General features: G+C 57.4%; 18 protein-coding genes. 15 read left to right on the top strand and 3 right to left on the bottom strand.

All coding sequences use genetic code 11. The features are described 5' to 3' along the window. Positions 1-69 precede the first annotated feature (69 nt). Both spoIIM and fur read left to right on the top strand, forming a co-directional pair. Positions 70-681, top strand: coding sequence for a stage II sporulation protein M (spoIIM, locus tag MJA45_RS17205; protein ID WP_315603135.1), 612 nt, complete (start codon positions 70-72; stop codon positions 679-681). Between the two features lie 104 nt (positions 682-785). After that, the gene (gene fur, locus MJA45_RS17200) at positions 786-1,274 is read left to right on the top strand and encodes a ferric iron uptake transcriptional regulator (RefSeq protein WP_315603134.1); all 489 of its coding nucleotides are present in this window, start codon (positions 786-788) and stop codon (positions 1,272-1,274) included. Positions 1,275-1,439: 165 nt separating this feature from the next. Here fur and MJA45_RS17195 read toward each other — a convergent pair whose 3' ends face one another. Continuing rightward, complete coding sequence (locus MJA45_RS17195; protein WP_315603133.1) at positions 1,440-2,693, bottom strand: S8 family peptidase; 1,254 nt, start codon at positions 2,691-2,693, stop codon at positions 1,440-1,442. A 40-nt stretch (positions 2,694-2,733) separates the two neighbouring features. Here MJA45_RS17195 and MJA45_RS17190 point away from each other — a divergent pair, with 40 nt between their 5' ends. The 8 genes from MJA45_RS17190 to MJA45_RS17155 all read left to right on the top strand — a co-directional run bounded on the left by MJA45_RS17190 (position 2,734) and on the right by MJA45_RS17155 (position 10,245). Further along, entirely contained in the window at positions 2,734-2,967 is a 234-nt protein-coding gene (locus MJA45_RS17190) for a DUF4227 family protein (protein ID WP_315603132.1), read from the top strand. Positions 2,968-3,030: 63 nt separating this feature from the next. Next, positions 3,031-3,963 carry a site-specific tyrosine recombinase XerD gene (gene xerD, locus MJA45_RS17185; RefSeq protein WP_315603131.1) on the top strand — a complete coding sequence of 311 codons (933 nt, stop codon included), beginning with the start codon at positions 3,031-3,033 and terminating at the stop codon, positions 3,961-3,963. A 182-nt stretch (positions 3,964-4,145) separates the two neighbouring features. After that, positions 4,146-5,330, top strand: a complete 1,185-nt coding sequence (deoB, locus tag MJA45_RS17180) for a phosphopentomutase (RefSeq protein WP_315603130.1) — start codon at positions 4,146-4,148, stop codon at positions 5,328-5,330. A 25-nt stretch (positions 5,331-5,355) separates the two neighbouring features. Continuing rightward, complete coding sequence (locus MJA45_RS17175; RefSeq protein ID WP_407083054.1) at positions 5,356-6,198, top strand: purine-nucleoside phosphorylase; 843 nt, start codon at positions 5,356-5,358, stop codon at positions 6,196-6,198. Next, positions 6,195-7,055 carry a purine-nucleoside phosphorylase gene (locus MJA45_RS17170; protein WP_315603129.1) on the top strand — a complete coding sequence of 287 codons (861 nt, stop codon included), beginning with the start codon at positions 6,195-6,197 and terminating at the stop codon, positions 7,053-7,055. Before MJA45_RS17175 ends, MJA45_RS17170 begins: the two co-directional genes overlap by 4 nt. A gap of 295 nt (positions 7,056-7,350) precedes the next feature. Further along, positions 7,351-7,728 carry a cupredoxin domain-containing protein gene (locus MJA45_RS17165; protein ID WP_315603128.1) on the top strand — a complete coding sequence of 126 codons (378 nt, stop codon included), beginning with the start codon at positions 7,351-7,353 and terminating at the stop codon, positions 7,726-7,728. Positions 7,729-7,859: 131 nt separating this feature from the next. Next, a complete protein-coding gene (locus MJA45_RS17160; protein WP_315603127.1) occupies positions 7,860-9,191 on the top strand; it encodes a pyrimidine-nucleoside phosphorylase in 1,332 nt (443 codons plus the stop codon). 238 nt (positions 9,192-9,429) lie between these two features. Beyond that, positions 9,430-10,245 carry a lipoate--protein ligase family protein gene (locus MJA45_RS17155; RefSeq protein WP_315603126.1) on the top strand — a complete coding sequence of 272 codons (816 nt, stop codon included), beginning with the start codon at positions 9,430-9,432 and terminating at the stop codon, positions 10,243-10,245. A gap of 34 nt (positions 10,246-10,279) precedes the next feature. On the opposite strand, the gene MJA45_RS17150 is transcribed toward MJA45_RS17155, so the two are convergent. Further along, positions 10,280-11,008, bottom strand: a complete 729-nt coding sequence (locus tag MJA45_RS17150; RefSeq protein WP_315603125.1) for an alpha/beta hydrolase — start codon at positions 11,006-11,008, stop codon at positions 10,280-10,282. Positions 11,009-11,269: 261 nt separating this feature from the next. On the opposite strand from MJA45_RS17150, the gene pdhA reads away from it, so the two are divergent. The 4 genes from pdhA to lpdA all read left to right on the top strand — a co-directional run bounded on the left by pdhA (position 11,270) and on the right by lpdA (position 16,386). Beyond that, positions 11,270-12,334, top strand: a complete 1,065-nt coding sequence (pdhA, locus tag MJA45_RS17145) for a pyruvate dehydrogenase (acetyl-transferring) E1 component subunit alpha (protein ID WP_315603124.1) — start codon at positions 11,270-11,272, stop codon at positions 12,332-12,334. A 153-nt stretch (positions 12,335-12,487) separates the two neighbouring features. After that, positions 12,488-13,468, top strand: a complete 981-nt coding sequence (locus MJA45_RS17140) for an alpha-ketoacid dehydrogenase subunit beta (RefSeq protein WP_315603123.1) — start codon at positions 12,488-12,490, stop codon at positions 13,466-13,468. 133 nt (positions 13,469-13,601) lie between these two features. Continuing rightward, positions 13,602-14,966 carry a dihydrolipoamide acetyltransferase family protein gene (locus MJA45_RS17135; RefSeq protein ID WP_315603122.1) on the top strand — a complete coding sequence of 455 codons (1,365 nt, stop codon included), beginning with the start codon at positions 13,602-13,604 and terminating at the stop codon, positions 14,964-14,966. A 4-nt stretch (positions 14,967-14,970) separates the two neighbouring features. Then, a complete protein-coding gene (gene lpdA / locus MJA45_RS17130; protein WP_315603121.1) occupies positions 14,971-16,386 on the top strand; it encodes a dihydrolipoyl dehydrogenase in 1,416 nt (471 codons plus the stop codon). A gap of 215 nt (positions 16,387-16,601) precedes the next feature. Here the strand turns inward: lpdA and hisC are convergent, their stop codons facing one another. Next, positions 16,602-17,723, bottom strand: coding sequence for a histidinol-phosphate transaminase (gene hisC / locus MJA45_RS17125; protein WP_315603120.1), 1,122 nt, complete (start codon positions 17,721-17,723; stop codon positions 16,602-16,604). Positions 17,724-17,932: 209 nt separating this feature from the next. On the opposite strand from hisC, the gene MJA45_RS17120 reads away from it, so the two are divergent. Next, a complete protein-coding gene (locus MJA45_RS17120; RefSeq protein WP_315603119.1) occupies positions 17,933-19,108 on the top strand; it encodes a D-alanyl-D-alanine carboxypeptidase family protein in 1,176 nt (391 codons plus the stop codon). Positions 19,109-19,201: the final 93 nt, after the last annotated feature.

The raw sequence follows: 19,201 nt of genomic DNA, 5'->3' as shown, positions 1-19,201 counted from the left end.
TCCTGTTACTAACGGGACAAGAGGGGAGAGGCTGCGATGCCATACGGCAATCAGGCAATGCGGTTGTACATGAAGGAGCATTTATCGCTCTATGTTTTTATAGGCGTTATTTTCGTAACCGGCGTGGTGTTCGGCGCCATTCTGGTTAATGCGCTGACCCTGGACCAGACGCAGGAGCTCAGGAGGCACCTGGGCAGCTTCTTTCAGGTTGTCGACCAAGGGACCAGCTGGGACCAGGCCCACTCGTTCTGGCAGTCCTTCAGCATGAACGTCAAATGGGTGCTGCTGATCTGGCTGCTGGGGCTCTCGGTAGTGGGGCTTCCGCTTATCTTCATTCTTGATTTTCTGAAGGGCGTTCTGGTCGGCTTCACAGTAGGCTATCTCGCGGGGCAGTATGCCTGGAAAGGCGTCCTGTTCTCCCTGGTATCCGTCGCGCCCCAGAACCTTATTCATATTCCGGTTATCGTCATCTGCAGCGTAGCCGGGATGAGCTTCTCTCTGTACCTGATCAAAAACCGGTTTATCCAAAAAAGAGGAAACCTTTACGCGCCCTTTATGAATTATTTGATTTTGTCTTTCTCGATGGTCTTGGTGACGGGTGCCGTTTCCTTGTACGAAGCCTTTCTGTCCCCGGAGCTGATGCGTTGGGTTACCCCTATGCTCGTGACCGCCGGGGGCTGAGAGACCCTTGAAATGGTTTGACTTTCGGGAAGATAACCTCCTATAATGAAGGAAATGGCGATGGACCGCCATGGGGAACCAGCGTGGCCGTTAGGGGGAGAAGTATGGAATCCCGGATTGAAAAAATCAAGCAGCAGCTCCAGTCGCAGGGTTACAAGCTTACGCCCCAGCGTGAGGCGACGGTTAGGGTGCTGCTGGAGAACGAAGAGGACCATTTGAGCGCGGAAGAAGTTTTCATGCTCGTTAAAGATAAAGCACCGGAGATTGGCCTGGCTACCGTTTACCGCACGCTGGAGCTTTTGACTGAGCTTCATGTGCTGGAGAAGATGAACTTCGGAGACGGAGTGGCCCGGTACGATCTGCGCAACGAAAGCACTCATCACCATCATCATCATCTGATCTGCGTACAGTGCGGAGCGGTCGATGAAATCATGGAAGATTGGCTGCTTCCTTTGGAGGAACGGCTGGAGAAGGAATACCATTTCAAGGTATTGGACCACCGGCTGGATTTCCAAGGCATTTGCCACCGCTGCCTCGACAAGGACAAGGGCAAGCCCAAAATTCCGGCGGAATCCCACAGCAGCACCCTCTAATCCGGCAGCAGCCGGACAGGAGGGTGCTTTTTGGTTGAAGGGGGAAAGAGCCGGGCGGCAGTGAAGCCGTTCGGGAGCCAGGGGACGATCCGGGCAGGCCCGCCGGCCGGCAAGGGGATCCAGGTTAGGAAGGTCGCGGCAAGCGGCTCGATCCGGTTCCTCCCTTTACCCCTGAGCCGCCTTCTTCGCTTGCAGGAGGCCGCTTCCCTGGGAACGGGCGGAATAGCCTTTCAGCTTAAGAGCGGACCGCCGGATACGGCTCCGGAAGCCCTTGGGCGTCATCCCGGGGTGAAGCCGGAGCAGGAGAGCGGCCGTTCCCGATACGTGAGGAGCCGCCATGGACGTTCCGTCCAGCTTGGCATACGTGCCGCCCGGGTAGGTGGAGCAGATTTCCGCTCCCGGAGCGGCAATGTCCACTCCGGCTCCCCGGCTCGAGAAGGAAGCGATTCTTCCCCGGCTGTCGGAGGCGGCGACAGCGATCGTTTCCGGGAACCGGGCGGGATAATTCAGGTCCTGGTTTCTTGGGCCGTCATTGCCCGCAGAGGCGACCATGATGATGCCTTTCTTGTAGGCCTGGCGGATGATGTCGCGCAGGGATTCGCTGTAGGTCGGATCCCCGAAGCTCATGTTGATGACCTGAATGTTGTTCCGGATGCACCAGTCGATGCCCTCTATGATGTCGGACATATAGGCGCTGCCGTTGCGGTCGAAAGCTTTTACCGCATACAGCTTAACCCGGGGAGCCGCTCCGACCACTCCGATCGAGTTGTTAAGGGCTCCAATCGTGCCGGCCACGTGGGTGCCGTGCCCGTTGTCGTCAACCACGGGCCCGCTTCCGATCGTGTTAAAGCTTCCCGCCACCTTCAGATCGGGATGGGGGGCGATGCCCGTATCCAGGACCGCTACCCGGACGGAGCGTCCGGTCGTACGGCCCCAAAGGGAAGGCGCCTGAATCCGGCTGATTCCCCACGGTACCGTCTGCCGGCCGGAGACGGCACAGGCGGCGGCCGCAAGGAGCGGAGACGAGATTCTTCGGCGGTGAAGCCGGATGCGGCGGTCATGGTCGATCCGTTTGACGAGCGGATGCTTTTTAAGAGTGGCGATATCGGCTTCCGGGTGCACCCGGCAGAGGATGGCGTGCAGGGAGCGGATTTTTTTGATCGGACGAATCCCCTGCTTTTTTAGTTCCTTCAGGCATTGGTGGTAAGCGGAAGCATTTTGCAGGACAACGAGCCGGCGTACGGGCTTGCTCTTGGAACGGGGAGCGACGGCGCGGCCGAGGAGCTTGCTTAATGATTTCAGAAGAATCCCTCCGTAGGCGTTATGGTGTATTGTATGTGCGGAGGGAGCCGGCCGGATGCCGTCAACGGCCCAATTGTTATCGACCGGTAAGGGGTCTACCGGCTGCCCGTCCTTCATATGGTAGCTAGTAAGGAACCATCGGGGAGGAGTGCCGCTAATGATCGTATCCGTCCGCAAAATCGCTCAGCGCTTCAAGCTCATCCTGCTGTTTGTCGCCCTTACGGTCTGCCTGTATCAGCTTCTCGCCTTAGCCCAGCCGTGGATCAAGCCCGTGGACCGTTACCGGGAGCCGACCGGCAGGGCCGTTAAAGTCTTCCGCGATGAAGCGGTCCGGGAGGAGCAGCTGACGATGGGGGAAAGGCTGAAGCGCTTCTATTGGTACGGGCAGTAAGCAGGAAATCCGGGGCCCCGTGTGGAAGTGATAGAGGAACTTATACAGACAGGGGCGTCAGCTATGAAAAACGAACTGCAGACCTTTATTCATTACCTTTCGGTGGAAAGGGGCCTTGCGCAGAATACGCTGGAGTCTTATGAGAGGGACCTGACGCAGTATATCGAATTTTTGGAGAAGAGCGGCATTGTCAAGCCGGCCGATTCCCGTAAAATACATATTCAAAATTATTTGCTGCAGCTAAAAAAGCTGGGACGCGCCTCTTCGACCGTTTCCCGAAGCATGGTGTCCATCCGGTCCTTCTACCAGTTTCTGATCCGCGAACGCCTGCTGGACAGTGATCCTTCCCTCCATATGGAGACTCCGAAGCTGGACAAGCGCCTGCCCAAGGTGCTGTCCATCGCCGAGGTCGAGACCTTGCTGGACGCGCCGGAAACCACCACTCCTTCCGGACTTCGCGACAAGGCAATGCTGGAAATCCTCTATGCCACCGGCATCCGGGTGACGGAGCTCATCTCGCTTGATGTGGGCAACGTGAATCTCGGCATGGGTTTTGTCCGGTGCATCGGCAAAGGTTCGAAGGAACGGATCATTCCACTCGGCCGGATTGCAGCCCATTGGCTGGATCAGTATATCCAAGCCATGCGTCCGAAGCTGCTCAAGCAGGCTAAGGAAGAAGAAGCCCTATTCATCAATCATCTCGGAACGCGGTTAACCCGGCAGGGCTTCTGGAAAATCATCAAGAAGTATGCGCGGGAAGCGCAGATCGTGAAAGATATTACGCCGCATACACTCCGGCATTCCTTCGCCACCCATCTGCTCGACAACGGGGCCGATCTCCGGGCCGTCCAGGAAATGCTGGGGCATGCCGATATTTCCACGACCCAGATCTACACGCACGTGACGAAATCGAGAATGAAGGAAGTGTACGACCGGACCCATCCCCGGGCCAAAATGCAGCTATCCGAGCAGGGACAGGGAAGCAGCCGTGTCTGACGTTTGACGGAGAGCCGAATGGGGTAAGACAAACAAAACGGGCCTATCCGTATATTCACTTGAATGGAAAGCTCCTCCTGGGGGCTTTTCGTTTGTTGAGAACCGCTTTAACCGGGCAGAGGATTCGGAAGACGAAAGCTGGATAAACTTTGGAAAGGCATGATCATAAGGAGGCGGACAAGATGACAAACAAGACCTTTCGCAGGGTGTGCTTGATTGTGCTGGACAGCGTAGGAATCGGGGAACAGCCGGATGCCGCCCGGTTCGGGGATACCGGGGCGGATACGCTTGGCCATATTGCGGAACGGGTAACCGGTTTTGCTCTTCCGAACTTGGCCAAGCTCGGCTTGGGAAACATTTCCCCCTTAAAGGGAATCGAGCCGGCCGGGAAACCGGAAGCTTATTATGGTAAAATGACGGAGGTTTCCGTCGGGAAGGATACGATGACCGGACACTGGGAAATTATGGGACTAAAAGTCACCATTCCGTTCAACACGTATCCGGACGGATTTCCCGAAGCCTTGATCCGCGAGTTCGAGAAAGAGACGGGACGCCGGGTGATCGGCAACAAGCCGGCGTCAGGAACCGAAATTCTTGACGAGCTTGGGGAAGAGCAGATGAAGACGGGGGCTTGGATCGTCTATACGTCGGCGGACAGCGTCTTCCAGCTGGCGGCCCATGAAGAGGTTATCCCTCTTGAGGAGCTGTACCGGGCTTGCGAGATCGCTCGCCGGCTGACGCTCAAGGAAGAGTTCGCGGTTGGCCGCGTCATCGCGCGTCCGTACATAGGCAAGCCGGGGGCTTTCACCAGAACGTCCAACCGGCACGATTATGCGGTCAAGCCCCCCGAGCCGACGGTCATGAACCGGATCCAGGAAGCCGGACTGGCCTGTATCGCGGTGGGCAAAATCAACGACATCTACTCCGGAGAAGGAGTGACGGAAGCGCGGCATACGAAGAGCAACGACGATGGGGTGACACAGACCATCGAAGCTCTTAGCAGCGATTTCCACGGCCTTCTGTTCACCAACCTCGTTGATTTTGACTCGCTGTACGGGCACCGCCGGGATCCCGAGGGCTACGGGCAGGCCTTGATGGACTTTGACAAGAGGCTCCCGGAAATCCAAGCCAAGCTTGGGGAAGAGGATCTGCTCATCCTGACGGCAGATCACGGCAACGATCCGGTTCACAGCGGAACCGATCATACCCGGGAGTATGTGCCGCTGCTCGTTTGGAGTCCGTCCTTAAAGGAGACGGCGAGCTTGGGCGTCCGGGCCACCTTCTCCGATCTCGGAGCTACGATCGCCGATAATTTCGGAGTGGGAATGCCGGTGAACGGGAAGAGCTTTTTGAACGAATTGAAGTAAGGCAGCAGGGAAGGGGAGAAAGGGATTGGCGGCAGTGAGTGGATTGGACAAGATCCGGGAAGCGTCGGACTTCCTGACGAAACGAATGGGAGAAGCACCGGCTGTCGGATTGATTCTGGGGTCCGGGCTCGGCGTGCTGGCGGATTTGCTGGAGGGGGCGGTTTCGATTCCTTACGGAGAGATCCCGCATTTTCCCGTTCCGACGGTAGAAGGACACGCCGGGGAGCTCGTTTTCGGCCGCGTGGCGGGAACGCCCGTTGTGATGATGAAGGGCCGGTTCCACTTGTATGAAGGACACGCCGAGGAAACGGTCAGCTTCCCGGTTCGCGTTATGCAAAGCCTGGGTATCCGTACCCTGGTCGTCACGAACGCGGCAGGAGGGGTTAACGAGGAGTACCGCGTCGGGGATATCATGCTCCTCCGCGACCATATCAATTTTATGTTCCGCAGCCCGCTGATCGGCCCGAATCCGGCGGAGCTCGGAGTCAGGTTCCCGGATATGTCGGAGGCTTACAGCGCCAGGCTGCGGCAAGTGGCCAAGGCGGCTGCGAAGAATCAGGGACTGCAGCTCCGCGAAGGGGTATACCTGGCCGTGACGGGCCCGAATTACGAGACCCCGGCCGAAATCCGCATGATGCGCCGCCTTGGAGCGGATGCCGTCGGCATGTCCACGGTTCCCGAGGTGCTGGCGGCCCGCCATGCCGGGCTCGAAGTCATCGGCTTCTCGTGCATCACGAATGCCGCATCCGGCATTGGAGAAGGCCCGCTGTCGCATGAGGAGGTCATGGAGGCGGCGGAGCAGGCGAAGCAGACGTTTTTGGATTTGGTGATGGCCCTTATTCCACAACTTCAGGAGGAAACGCCATGACGGCAGAGAACCAGTCTTACTTGCAGCACATTACGGAAGCGGCGGATTATGTCCGCACGAAGCTTGGAGGGGTGAAGCCGTCCATCGGCCTGGTCCTGGGCTCCGGCCTCGGCGATTTGGCGGAGAAGGTGGAGGGGCCGGGTTATGTTCCCTTCGGCGAGATTCCTCATTTTCCGGTTTCGACGGTAGAAGGACATGCCGGCCGGTTCGTCGCCGGAACACTGGAAGGCAAGCCAGTGATCGTCATGCAGGGCCGGTTTCATTTCTATGAAGGGTACCCGATGCAGAAGGTGGTTTTCCCGGTCTACGTCATGCGTATGCTTGGGGTTACCAGCGTGGTGATGACGAATGCGGCCGGGGGCATGAACCGCTCTTTTCAGGCGGGCGATCTCATGCTGATTTCGGACCATATCAACTTTACGGGCGCGAACCCGCTCATCGGGCCGAACTTCAAGGAGCTCGGCGTCCGGTTCCCCGACATGTCGGAAGCTTACGACCGCGGGTACCGCGAGCTGGCGAAGCGGCTTGCCGCCGGTATCACCAGCGCGGAAGGAGCGCCCCTGCGCCTGCAGGAGGGCGTCTACTGCGGAATCAGCGGTCCCGCCTATATGACGCCTTCGGAGCTGACGATGCTGGCCCGTCTTGGCGGTGATGCTGTCGGGATGTCCACCGTGGGCGAGGTCATTGCCGCCCGGCATGCGGGGCTTAAGGTCCTCGGCATTTCCTGCATCACGGACATGGCGATCGGCGACGAGCTTGAGCCTTTGACGCACGAGCAGGTCATGGCCACCGCCGAACGCACGAAGCCGATGTTCCAGTCGCTGGTTCGGGCTTTTGTCCGCGAGCTGGCCGATTGAGACTGTCTTGCCGTTAACCACGAACAGCCTGCGCTGCAGCCGGATTTCCTGTCCGGAGCAAGCGGCGGGTTGTTTGGCTTGACCAGACGTTGCCCGGTTAGCAACTTGCCAATCGTTTCCGAAACGACCATAATGGATAAGATAGAAGATGTTGGCTTTTCCCGAAGGACTCTTGGCACGGCTTGCCACTTGTCACAATTTGTTCATTATTAAGTCGGCAAAGTTATTAGGCAAATCATGCCGAATCCTGTAAAATGGGTGAAGTGACTACTACGAAAAGGGGATCTGATTGTCCATGTATAAATGGATCATGTTTGTTCTGTTTGTGGGCGCAGGGGTGCTGGGCCTGGGAACACTGTTCGGTGAAGTAGCCCAACACGCCAGGGAAAACGCTCCGGATACATCGGGGGTTCCTAAGCTGGCGTTAAATGTGAGCAACTTTAAGTTCGACCAGCCCGAGTACACCGTAAAAGCAGGAGAAAAAGTAAAGGTAAGCATGAACATCAAGGAAGGGATCCACGAGGTCGGAATCAAGGACTTTAACGTTCATCTGACGAAGGATGCCCCTACCGCGGAAGTGACCTTTGACAAGCCCGGCACGTATGTCGTCGAGTGCGTCCTTCCTTGCGGACCCGGCCATGACGGGATGAAAACCAAATTGGTTGTGCAGTAAGGCACAGCCTGAAGAGCGAATGGCGTTCCGCGTCATTTGCTCTTTTTTTTGGTCAATACTATACTGTCGGTAGATTGGCCCAGAGGGCCGGCAAGGCGAGCAGTCCTAACGAACACGGGAGGGATTCAAACATGCGCACAGTCGATCTCATTCAGAAAAAGCGGGACGGCGGGGAGTTAACCCGGGAGGAAATCGCCCACCTGATCCGTGGCTATACCTCGGGACAAATTCCCGACTACCAAATTTCGGCCTGGGCGATGGCCGTGTTCTTTCGCGGCATGACGGACCGGGAGACCGCCGATCTGACGCTCGAGATGGCCCGTTCGGGCGACCAGATGGACTTGAGCGCCATTCCCGGCATCAAGGTCGACAAGCACAGCACCGGCGGCGTGGGAGATACGACGACCCTTATTCTGGCCCCTCTGCTGGCCTCGGCAGGGGTTCCCGTGGCCAAAATGTCCGGAAGAGGACTCGGGCATACCGGAGGAACGATTGACAAGCTGGAAGCGATCCCGGGATTTCAGGTGGAGCGGACAAGAGAGGAATTCCTCGACCAGGTCACCCGGGTCGGAGCGGCGGTCATCGGGCAGTCCGGGAACATCACGCCGGCCGATAAGAAGCTGTACGGGCTCCGGGACGTGACAGCCACCGTCAATTCGATCCCGCTCATCGCCTCCTCGGTCATGAGCAAGAAGATCGCGGCGGGAGCGGACGCCATCGTCCTCGATGTAAAGACCGGCAAGGGAGCGTTCATGAAGACGCTGGAGGAATCCATTCAGCTTGCCCAGGCAATGGTGGGAATCGGGACGGAGGTGGGCAGGGAAACGGTTGCGGTCATTACCAGCATGAACGAGCCGCTCGGCATGTCCATCGGCAATGCGCTGGAAGTCAAGGAGGCGATAGAGGTGCTCGGCGGAAGAGGGCATGCGAGCTTGAAGGAAGTGTCCCTGGTGCTCGGCTCCTATATGCTGGTCCTTGGTGGGAAAGCCTCCGACCTGGAGGAAGCCCGTGAAAGTCTGAAAGCACGGATAGAAGATGGCTCGGCCCTTCGTAAATTTAAGGAAATGATCGAGGCCCAGGGCGGTGATTCCTCCGTGGTGGATGATCCATCGAGGATGCCGGGCGCCGCCGAAACCGTGGAGGTAAAGGCCGAAGCGGACGGATATGTTTCCTCCGTTGAAGCGGAGGAGCTGGGGCTGGCCGCCATGCTGCTAGGAGCGGGACGCGCCACGAAGGAATCGGTGATCGATTTGGGCGTAGGACTCGTGCTGCACAAAAGAATCGGCGATCCCGTGAAGGCCGGAGAAACGCTTGTCACCCTGTATGCGAACCCGGGAGACGGAATAGAGCTTTCGGCTGCCGAGCAGAAGATCCGCCGTGCCTATACGGTAAGCGAAGCTCCGGTGGAGAAGCCGCCGCTTGTTTATGCGGTCATTACAAAAGAAGGCGTTCAGCGCTTCTAATGCTGCACCCGGCGCAGGCCTGTCCGGCGAAGAAGAGGATTGTTCCGAAGCCTCCGCGGCAGCCGGTCGGGTTATGGTGATAATGGAAAGGCCGGTCCCGAAGGACCGGCTTTCTCATTGGCCTTAAGAAAGGGAGTCCGGGTCATAAGGGGAAGGGGAAAAATGGTTTCCTTCCCTTGTCCGGTGGTAAGAATAGAAGAATGCCGGAAACCGGCTGTAAAGGAGAAGGATGGGAAAGATGGGGAAGATGGGAAGCGTACTTTTGCCGCGGGAGTTTGAATTCATGGATGGAACGGAAGGTCCGTCCCTTCCGGACATTCTCTATCCCTTTGCCGTGGATGAGATCATGGCAAGGCGGGTAGGAGAAGGGAGGCGGCCCCTTATCCATATGTGGACCCATCCGCGGGCTATGGTGATCGGCCTGCGGGACCGCCGGCTTCCATCGGCGGAGAAGGCGATGGAGGACCTTCGGAAAGAAGGCTACGAGGTAGCGGTCCGAAATTCGGGAGGGGCGGCGGTGCCTCTGGACGAAGGGGTGGTCAACCTGTCGATTATCCTGCCCAATCCGGAGCGGACCATGGATTTTCGGCAGGATTTCGACGTGATGGTGGAGCTGATCCGCGGCAGCCTGCTCGGGTCGGGGGCTTCCGTCGAGGCGGGAGAGATTGCCGGAGCCTACTGCCCGGGGGATTATGACTTGAGTATCCGGGGGAGGAAATTTTGCGGCATTGCCCAGCGCCGGCAGACGAAAGCCTATGTCATCCAGGCGTTTGTCGTGGCGGAAGGCAGTGGAGAGAGAAGAGCGGAGCGGGTGAGGGAGTTCTACCGGACGGCGGCGGAAGGCGCTTCCGACGGGGCCTACCCCGTCGTGAAGCCCGAAAGCATGGCGAGCCTGCAGGAGCTGACGGGAAGCGGCGGCGGACAAGCCTTCGCCGCGGGAGTCCGCCGCTTCCTGTCCGCTCAGCCGGGTATGAAGAAGGTCGTTCCCGGCGAGCTGCCTAAGGAAGAGATCAGGGCGATGATCCCCGCGCTGAGAGCCCGCTACGACAGGTAAGGGTCCAGCCGGGGCCGGTCCAACCGCTTGCCGTTTATCCGAGAAAATACCGGAGGGCGTCCGGCAGATGATTCTGCCAGAATCCCCAAACATGCTTCCCGTCCGCCTCCTTGTAATGGAGAGTCGCTCCTTTGGCTTCGAGCAGGGACTTGGCTTTCCGGTTCAAGGTTATGAAATCGATATCCCCCCACTGGGTGGAAACCGCTGTTTCCTGGAGGCCCACGATCATATGCAGGTCAAGCCGGGACAAGTCTTCTTCCGCTTCCAGGCGGTCCAGGGTGGAGTATCGGTAAGCACCGGACAGAGACAGCACCTTGCGGAAGAGCTCCGGATAATCGAGAGCGAGATGGAGCGACACCGTGCCGCCTAAGGAGTCCCCGGCGAGAATGCGTTCCTCGGGAGTCCGGCGGACAGGAAACTGACTCTCCACCCAGGGGAGGGCTTCCTCCGTGACGAAGCGCCGGTAGAGGTCATACCGCTCCCCGTCGGGCGAATATTCGGCCGACCTCCTCTTCAGGTCCACTTCCAGGCCGACGATAATGGGAGGCTCCATATCCTCCTCGAGAATGAGCTTGTTCGTGTGGGTGGCGATCCGGCCGAAGTTAAGAAATTCCAATCCGTCCTGGCAGTAGACAACCGGATAGGACAGAAGCTCGTTATAACCCGGAGGGAGATAAACCCACAGCTTGCGTTCGGCCGACAAAGCCGTGGATTGAATTTGGTGACGGATGATGGTGCGCTGGTAGATCGATGGCTGGTTCATGGCAGCTCCTTTCGGCGGACTCGTCCGCGCTGGCAATGTTTTAAGTATAACAGGAAAAAATCTGTCGGATAAAGGCATAATAAGCACTAGGGCCCGTCGGTTCGGCCGTCTGTTATACCATTATATCAAAACTGTTTCTAACAGAAACTTGGTGTTTTCCTCAAAAATATACGCGAGCGGTAGAAATGAAACTAAAACAGTACTATAATTACAGTATAACAGTTTACATGCAATCAATAATACAAGCGAGGTGCGGGGTTCATGAATAAGTCTTATGAGGTTTATGCCCAAGAGGTTGAACCGTTATCCATTCTTTCCCCCGAAGGGAAAATCATTAACGAAGAAGAAATGCCTAACCTGAGCGACGACCAGCTTAAGGAGCTCATGCGCCGTATGGTCTTCACCCGGACGTGGGACGAGCGTGCCGTTAACCTGGGCCGCCAAGGACGTCTTGGCTTCTATGCGCCGGTCTCCGGACAGGAAGCGACGATGGTCGGAAGCGAATTCGCCCTGAATAAGGAAGATTTCGTCTGCCCGGGCTACCGCGATATGCCGCAGATCGTCTGGCATGGACTTCCGCTTTACCAAGCTTTCCTTTATTCCCGCGGTCATCAGCATGGCGGCCAAATCCCGGAGGGCGTGAATGTTCTCATGCCTCAAATCATCATCGGCGCTCAAATTCTTCACGCCACCGGCGTGGCGATGGGCTTCAAGAAGCGCAACCAGAAGAACGTCGTCATTACTTACACCGGCGACGGCGGTTCGTCCGAGGGTGATTTCTACGAAGGCTTGAACTTTGCGGGCGTCTTCAAGCTGCCTGCCATTTATGTCGTCCAGAACAATGGGTATGCCATTACGACTCCGTTCTCCAAGCAGACGGCGGCCCAATCCGTTGCCCATAAAGCCGTAGCGGCCGGAATCAAAGGCGTTCAAGTAGACGGGATGGACGTTCTGGCCGTATACAAAGCGGTGCAGGATGCAGCCGAGCGCGGACGCAACGGAGAGGGAGCCACCCTGATCGAGTCGCTGACTTACCGGTTCCGTCCCCACTCCATGGCTGACGATACGACCAAGTACCGGACTAAGGAAGAAGAGGGCGAATGGAGCCTGAAGGATCCGATCATCCGCTTCGGCAAATACCTCGAGAGCAAGGGACTATGGTCCGACGAGGACACCGCACGCGTGAAGGACGAAGCGAAGGCATCGGTTGCCGAGCATATCAAGAAGGCGGAAACGACGGAGAAAATGACCGTCGCCGGACTGATTGACAGCATGTTCGAGGAAACGCCTCAGCATCTGCAGGAGCAGAAGGCTGATTTTTCCTAAAATCTCTTCCTGCCGTCTCATCCTTATGGATTTATCACCGGCCGGCCGCCGAATGAAACGAAGGGGCTTGCCCGGTTCTCCCTATGGAAATTCCAAACATTGCGATACGAACCAAGTTTACAGGGGTAAACTTTTAAGGAGGATAAACTTGTCATGGCACAAATGAACATGAAGGAAGCCATCCGTGACGGAATGCGCGTCGAGCTCAAGCGCGATCCGAACGTACTGCTGTTCGGCGAAGATGTAGGAAAGGTCGGCGGAGTTTTCCGCGCCACGGAAGGCCTGCAGAACGAATTCAGCGAGGACCGCGTGTTCGATACGCCGCTGGCGGAATCGGCTATCGGCGGCTTGGCCGTTGGCTTGGCGGTTCAAGGCTTCCGCCCGATCGCGGAAATTCAATTCGTCGGTTTTATCTACGAGGCTTTGGACCAGATGGCCGTTCAGGCCGCCCGTCTGCGCTACCGCTCCGGCGGACGCTACAATGCCCCGATTACGTTCCGTACGCCTTTCGGCGGCGGGGTTAAAGCGGCTGAGCTGCACACGGATGCGCTCGAAGGGCTCCTGGTTCAAACGCCCGGCATCAAGGTAGTCGTTCCGTCGAATCCTTATGACGCCAAAGGTTTGATGATCTCGGCCATCCGCGATAACGACCCGGTCTTCTTCATGGAGCACCTGAACCTGTACCATGCTTTCCGTTCCGAAGTGCCGGAAGGCGAATATACGGTGCCGATCGGCAAAGCGAACGTGGTGAAGGAAGGCAGCGACGTCACGATCATTACTTACGGGATGATGGTTCATACTTCCCTCAAGGCAGCCGAGGAGATCGAGAAAACGAAGGGCGTTAAGGTAGAGGTGATCGACCTGCGTACCCTGATGCCGCTTGACATCGACACCATCGTGGAATCCATCAAGAAAACCAACCGGGCTATCGTGGTTCAAGAAGCCCAGAAGACCTCCGGTGTTGCAGCCGAAGTGATCGCCCAGATCAACGAGAAAGCCATTCTTCACCTGGAAGCTCCGGTTCTGCGGGTAGCTCCTCCGGACACGGTTTATCCTTTTGCCCAGATCGAGGATGCTTGGCTTCCTAATCCGGCCCGCATTATCGACGGCCTGAACAAAGTTCTGGACTTTTAAGTAACTTAAATTGCGGCTTTCCTGCCGCAGGGCAGGGAAGAAGGGAAAGATTGAGAGACATTAATTGAACGGAGCGGCCGGTGCTCGTAAGGGCGGCGAAGATCGCTCTGTTACCGTTGAGGAGGTTATACTCTTGGCCAAGTTTGAATACCGCTTTCCGGAGCTGGGCGAAGGTCTCCATGAAGGGGAAATCGTCAAGCTTCATATCAATGTCGGAGATACGGTGACCGACGAGGATTTGATTATGGACGTCCAGAACGACAAGGCCGTCGTGGAGGTGCCCTGCCCGGTTAACGGCAAGGTTCTCGAGATTAAAGTTAAGGAAGGCCAGGTTTGCCATGTCGGCGATGTGGTAGCCGTCATTGACGCCGAAGGGGATCTCCCGGAGCAGCAGGATCACGGAAGCACGGAGGCTCCTTCCTCGGAAGAGAACGTGAAAGAGAATGTCGGGCAGGCCGCCGTGGAGAACGTTAACGAATCCAGCGTGTCCACCCCGCTTAAATCGGAAGGCCAAGGGGCGCCGAAGGCGGAAGGGGCGGCTCCTGCCGGCAGCGCCGGTAAGGAAGTGCTCGCTACGCCAAGCGTGCGCAAATTTGCCCGTGAGAAGGGCGTGGCCATCGCAGACGTTCCGGCTACCGGCAAGAACGGCCGCGTAACCCGCGAGGACGTTCAGGCCTTTGCCGAAGGCGGTGCGAAGGCTCCGGAAGCGGCTGCTCCAGCTGCTCAGGAAGCTGCTAAGGCCGGGGAAGCTCCGGCTGCAGCCGCTAAAGCCGCGGCAGGCCAGCCGGCCGGCAACCGCGAGGAAGAGCGCGTGCCGTTCAAGGGCATCCGCAAAGCCATCGCTAACGCGATGGTGAAATCCGTCTACACGGCTCCGCATGTAACGCTTATGGACGAAGTGGACGTAACGAAGCTCGTCGAATTCCGGTCCCGTGCCAAGGTGCTGGCTGAGAAGAAAGGCGTTAAGCTTACGTACCTGCCGTTCATTGTCAAGGCTCTTGTGGCGGCCGCCCGTGAATTCCCGGTGCTGAATGCCATGATCGACGAGGAAGCGAACGAAATCGTGTACAAGAAGTACTACAACATCGGCATCGCCACGGATACGGACAACGGTCTGCTTGTACCGGTCATCCATGATGCCGACCGCAAGAACCTGTACATGATCGCCGACAGCATCAAGGACCTGGCCGCCCGCGGCCGCGAAGGCAAGCTGTCCCCTAACGAAATGAAGGGCAGCACCATTACGATTACGAACATTGGATCCGCCGGAGGCATGTTCTTCACGCCGGTTATCAACTTCCCGGAAGTGGCGATTCTCGGAACGGGACGTATTGCCGAGAAGCCGGTTGTCCGCAACGGCGAAATCGTGGCGGCGCCGGTCATGGCCCTCTCCTTAAGCTTCGATCACCGCATTATCGACGGGGCAACGGCACAGAACTTCTTGAATTACATCAAACAGCTGCTAGCTGATCCTGAACTGTTCGTTATGGAGGTGTAAGGAAATGGTAGTAGGAGACGCTTCTTTGGATATTGACGTGTTGGTGATCGGTGCGGGGCCCGGCGGTTATGTGGCCGCCATCCGCGCCGCCCAGCTCGGTAAAAGTGTAATCATCGTAGACAAGGCGGAAGTAGGCGGTGTCTGCTTGAACCGCGGCTGTATTCCTTCCAAGGCGCTCATCTCGGCCGCTCATCAGTATGAGCAGATGTCGCATGGCTCCGGCATCGGCATTTCCGCCGAAGGCGTGAAGGTCGATTTCGGCAAGGTTCAAGAGTGGAAGCAGTCCGTCGTCAAGAAGCTGACGGGCGGGGTCGGTTCTCTTCTGAAAGGGAACAAGGTTCAAATTTTTAACGGCGAGGCCATGTTTATCAACGAGAATGAGGCCCGTCTGTTCAACGAGAGCGAATCACCGCGCTACCGCTTCAAGAACTGCATCATTGCGACGGGCTCCCGTCCGATTGAGCTGAAGCCGTTCCCGTTCGGCAAGCGGATCCTGTCCTCTACGGAAGCTCTTGAGCTCCCGGAAATTCCGAAGAGCATGGTCGTCATCGGCGGCGGGTATATCGGAATTGAGCTTGGCCAGACGTTCGCGAAGTTCGGAACGAAGGTAACCGTCCTCGAAGGCTCCAAAACGATTCTGCCGGGCTTCGAGAAAGAGCTCTCCAACCTGGTGGAACGCAACCTGAAGAAGTCCAACGTGGAGATCTTTACGGAAGCGATGGCCCAAGGGTCGGAGCAGACCGATAAGGACGTTACCGTAACCTTTACGGTTAAAGGGGAAGAGAAGAAGCTGACCGCCGACTACGTGCTCGTTACAGTCGGCCGTCGTCCGAATACGGACGGGGAGCTGGGCCTCGACCTCATCAACATGAAGCTGTCCGACCGCGGGCTTATCGAAGTCGACAAGCAGGGCCGCACGAGCATTCCGCATATCTTCGCCATCGGCGACATCGTTGCGGGTCCGGCCCTCGCCCACAAAGCCTCCTATGAAGGCAAAGTGGCGGCGGAAGCCATTGCCGGGCAGCCGAGTGAAGTGGACTACAAGGCTATGCCGCTCGTTGTCTTCTCCGAGCCGGAGATTGCAAGCGTGGGATTGAGCGAAACCGAAGCCAAGGACAAAGGAATCGCCGTCAGCATCGGCAAGTTCCCGTTCGGGGTTAACGGCCGCGCCCTTTCCCTGAACGCCACGGACGGCTTCGTGAAGGTAGTGGCGAACAAGGAAACCGGCATCGTGCTGGGGGCTCAGATCGTGGGAGCGGAAGCCTCCAACCTGATCGCCGAGCTGGGGCTCGCCATCGAGATGGGCGCTACGCTTGAGGATATCACCCTCACCATCCATGCTCACCCGACCCTGGGAGAGATTGTGATGGAAGCGGCCGAAGGCGCGCTCGGTCATCCGATTCATATGATGGGCAAGTAACATTACGCTCCCGGCCAACCTTAAAAGGCATTTCCCGATTTGTCGGGAAATGCCTTTTTACTTTGCTCAGCGGGCAAGCCCTTCGCCGTTCCAATGTCCGTTCGTGAGCGGGACTGCAGCTGTTTCACTATCGGCTTCATTGGCGCCTTCCTTAGCACAAGCGACCAAGGGACGGCCGGGGCCATCCGCCCTACCTCCTGAAGCTAATCCGATAGTTATACCGCGAGCCGGCTCTCGCCCGCTATTTCCTCGAGCGCCCGGACGAAAGCCTCGTTCTCCTCCTCCGACCCGACGGAGATTCTTAAGTGATCCGGCAGCCCCCACGTGTCCCCTTTGCGCACGATAATCCCCCGACGCAGGAGGGCTTCATAGATGTCGGGGGCACGGTCACCGACCCGGATCAACACAAAATTCCCCATGCTGGGCGTGAACCTTATCCCCAGGCGGTCAAACGCGCCGTACAGGGAGATTCGTCCATTCTCCACCGTCCGCCGCGAGGCGCGAACGTGCTCCTCGTCGTACAGGGCGGCCGCCGCGGCATGCTGGGCCAGCAGGTTGACGTTAAACGGCTCCTTGCACCGGTGAATATCCCGGATGATCCGAGGGTCCGAAAGGGCGAAGCCCACCCGGATTCCGGCCAGCCCGTATATTTTGGAGAAGGTGTTCAAGACAAGGATCGGACAGCCTGCTCTTACATACTCCAGTCCATCCGTGTAGTCCACTTCAGTGGCGTAGTGCGAATAGGCCGCATCGACAACCACAAGGATAGAGGATGGAAGTTTCTTAAGCAGATCATTCAGCTGGCAGCGGGGAAGGTAAGTTCCCGTAGGGTTGTTCGGAGAGCACAGATACAGAATCTTGGTCCGCGGCGTGACCGCCTCCAGAATACCCCGGATGTCGTACTGGTAATCCTCCGTGAGTGGAACAGGAACGACGGTCGCGCCCATGAGCTGCGCCCCGAATTCGTACTCCGTGAAGGAGGGAGTTGGGACGATGACTTCATGATCTTCCGTAAGGAAGGTTTCGGAAATTAACGTAATGAGCTCATCGGCTCCGTTGCCGGTCAGTATATGGTCGGGGGTGACCCCATAGACCGCGGCGATCGCTTCCTTGAGCTTCTGGCTGCGGGCATCCGGATAGCGGTGGATGTCGGTCAAATGACGGAGAATGGCTTCCTGGGCAAGGGGAGAAGCCCCTAACGGATTTTCGTTGGAAGCGAGCTTGATCACGTGGTCGAGCGCCAGCTCCTCCTTGACTTCCCAGATGGGCTTGCCGGGCGAGTAGGCATTCATCTGCCGGACGGCAGGTCTTGGCTGCGGACGATTGAAGCTGTTCATCGAGTGTACCCCCTTGGGTTCCTTTGTTCTATGATACACCAACACGTTACTGTGGTAAAGCATTTTCTTTTGGAATGACGAATGCTGAAGCGAAGGGAATATTTCCCTAGAAATTGGGCAAGACTGGTTGACAGCAATGACTCCTTCGTCTGACCTTCTGCGGGAGAGGCGGGGAGCTGCGATGTGATAACCAGGAGGGAGAACCGACCATGCTTAGAAAAGGATTGCTTACCTTGTTGTGTCTTCAGCTGACGCTGCTGTTCGTGCTCACATCCGCCGGAGCGGAGGAGAAGAAGAACGCGTCCGTTGACCTTGCCCCGAACGCCCGCTCTTCCGTCTTGATCGATGCGGATACGGGAACGGTGATATCCGAGAAGAACAAAGACGAGAAGCTTCCTCCCGCGAGCATCACCAAAGTCATGACGATGCTGCTTATTATGGAAGCCCTGGATTCCGGCAAGCTTAAGATGGACGAGAAAGTCCGCACGAGCGAATACGCCGCTTCCATGGGAGGGTCCCAAATTTTCTTAGAGCCCGGTGAAGAGATGACCGTGGAAGACATGCTGAAAGGCATCGCCATGGCTTCGGGCAACGATGCTTCGGTTGCGATGGCCGAGAAGCTCGCCGGCTCTGAAGAAGCCTTTGTCGCGATGATGAACGACAAAGCGAAGGAACTGGGGCTTAAGAACACCCATTTTGTCAATACGAATGGACTGCCGGTGGCCAATCATTACACATCGGCTTACGATATCGCCGTCATGTCCCGCGAGCTGCTGAAGCATGAGGAGATTACCCGCTTTACGAGCGCCTACCAGGATTACCTGCGCAAGGACAGCGAGAAGCCCTTCTGGCTGGTGAACACGAACAAGCTGGTGCGCTTCTACTCCGGAGCGGACGGCTTGAAGACGGGCTACACCGTGGAAGCCAAATACTGCTTGACCGCAACGGCCAAACGGGACAACCTGAGGGTGATTGCCGTCGTGCTGGGAGAACCCGATACCAAAACGCGCAACGCCGAAGTGACGAAGCTCTTCGACTTCGCCTTCAGCCAATATACGAACCATCCGATCTTCAAGACCGGGGACACAATCGGAAGCTTCCAGGTGAAGAAGGGCGCGGTGGAAAGCGTTCCGCTGACGGCCAAGCATCCTTACGGCATTCTCATGAAGAAAGGCGAGGATCCCGCGGGCGTCCGCCACGAGATCGTCCTGGACTCCAACCTGAAGGCGCCCATTCAAGCGGGACAGCCGATCGGCAAGCTGGTGGTTTACAAAGATAACAGCGCCGTGATGGAATTTCCACTTGAGTCTCCTGTCGAGGTCAAGAAGGCTACGCTCTGGATTATGGTGAAGCGTACCGCCTCGCACCTCTTTTTCTTGAAATAAGTTTCGCGGATTTAGTCGATTGCAGACTTCTTCTGGCTGATTTCTTCTAGTTTTGTCGTCGGTGCAGGAAACCTCCTTCCCCTGTAGAACTCT

The sequence above is a fragment of the Paenibacillus aurantius genome, from assembly GCF_032268605.1.
GTDB classification, from domain to species: domain Bacteria; phylum Bacillota; class Bacilli; order Paenibacillales; family NBRC-103111; genus Paenibacillus_AO; species Paenibacillus_AO aurantius.
This window is presented reverse-complemented; position numbering and strand designations above follow the sequence as displayed.

Bases quoted from the DNA above. Each gene is read 5' to 3' on its own strand.
- spoIIM (WP_315603135.1), top strand. From the start codon at position 70: ATGAAGGAGCATTTATCGCTCTATGTTTTTATAGGCGTTATTTTCGTA.
- fur (WP_315603134.1), top strand. From the start codon at position 786: ATGGAATCCCGGATTGAAAAAATCAAGCAGCAGCTCCAGTCGCAGGGT.
- MJA45_RS17195 (WP_315603133.1), bottom strand. From the start codon at position 2,693: ATGAAGGACGGGCAGCCGGTAGACCCCTTACCGGTCGATAACAATTGG.
- MJA45_RS17190 (WP_315603132.1), top strand. From the start codon at position 2,734: ATGATCGTATCCGTCCGCAAAATCGCTCAGCGCTTCAAGCTCATCCTG.
- xerD (WP_315603131.1), top strand. From the start codon at position 3,031: ATGAAAAACGAACTGCAGACCTTTATTCATTACCTTTCGGTGGAAAGG.
- deoB (WP_315603130.1), top strand. From the start codon at position 4,146: ATGACAAACAAGACCTTTCGCAGGGTGTGCTTGATTGTGCTGGACAGC.
- MJA45_RS17170 (WP_315603129.1), top strand. From the start codon at position 6,195: ATGACGGCAGAGAACCAGTCTTACTTGCAGCACATTACGGAAGCGGCG.
- MJA45_RS17165 (WP_315603128.1), top strand. From the start codon at position 7,351: ATGTATAAATGGATCATGTTTGTTCTGTTTGTGGGCGCAGGGGTGCTG.
- MJA45_RS17160 (WP_315603127.1), top strand. From the start codon at position 7,860: ATGCGCACAGTCGATCTCATTCAGAAAAAGCGGGACGGCGGGGAGTTA.
- MJA45_RS17155 (WP_315603126.1), top strand. From the start codon at position 9,430: ATGGGGAAGATGGGAAGCGTACTTTTGCCGCGGGAGTTTGAATTCATG.
- MJA45_RS17150 (WP_315603125.1), bottom strand. From the start codon at position 11,008: ATGAACCAGCCATCGATCTACCAGCGCACCATCATCCGTCACCAAATT.
- pdhA (WP_315603124.1), top strand. From the start codon at position 11,270: ATGAATAAGTCTTATGAGGTTTATGCCCAAGAGGTTGAACCGTTATCC.
- MJA45_RS17140 (WP_315603123.1), top strand. From the start codon at position 12,488: ATGGCACAAATGAACATGAAGGAAGCCATCCGTGACGGAATGCGCGTC.
- lpdA (WP_315603121.1), top strand. From the start codon at position 14,971: ATGGTAGTAGGAGACGCTTCTTTGGATATTGACGTGTTGGTGATCGGT.
- hisC (WP_315603120.1), bottom strand. From the start codon at position 17,723: ATGAACAGCTTCAATCGTCCGCAGCCAAGACCTGCCGTCCGGCAGATG.
- MJA45_RS17120 (WP_315603119.1), top strand. From the start codon at position 17,933: ATGCTTAGAAAAGGATTGCTTACCTTGTTGTGTCTTCAGCTGACGCTG.